At 62.9% G+C, this 369-nt stretch carries 1 pseudogene; it reads left to right on the plus strand.

Going from position 1 to position 369, the window contains the following annotated elements:
* Positions 1-369: pseudogene (locus GJ668_RS20465) on the plus strand (IS3 family transposase); the annotation flags it as partial.

Raw genomic sequence — 369 nt, forward strand, 5'->3', positions numbered from 1 at the left:
AGAGCGCGCCGGAGCGCCTGTACAGCGAGATCGGGCGTCTGAAGATGGAACTGGACTGGTTGAAAAAAAAGTCCGGGGTGAGCCTGTGAGCGCCCGTCGCGCGTGGATCGAGCGAGAGGGTGAGGTGTCGGTGAGTCGGCAATGCGCCTTGGCCGGGATCGCGCGCTCGAGTGTGTATCGTGCCGCGAGCCAGGAGGGTGTCGGCGCGTTGGATCAGGTTCTGTTGGCCTTGATTGACGCTGAATACACCCGTCACCCGTTTTACGGCAGTCGGCGCATGGTGGTCTTTCTCAACGGGCAAGGCCATGGAGTGAACCGCAAGCGCGTGCAGCGCCTGATGAGGATTCTGGGATTGGCCGGCATGGCCCC

It is taken from the genome of Allochromatium palmeri (assembly GCF_009720725.1).
GTDB classification, from domain to species: domain Bacteria; phylum Pseudomonadota; class Gammaproteobacteria; order Chromatiales; family Chromatiaceae; genus Thermochromatium; species Thermochromatium palmeri.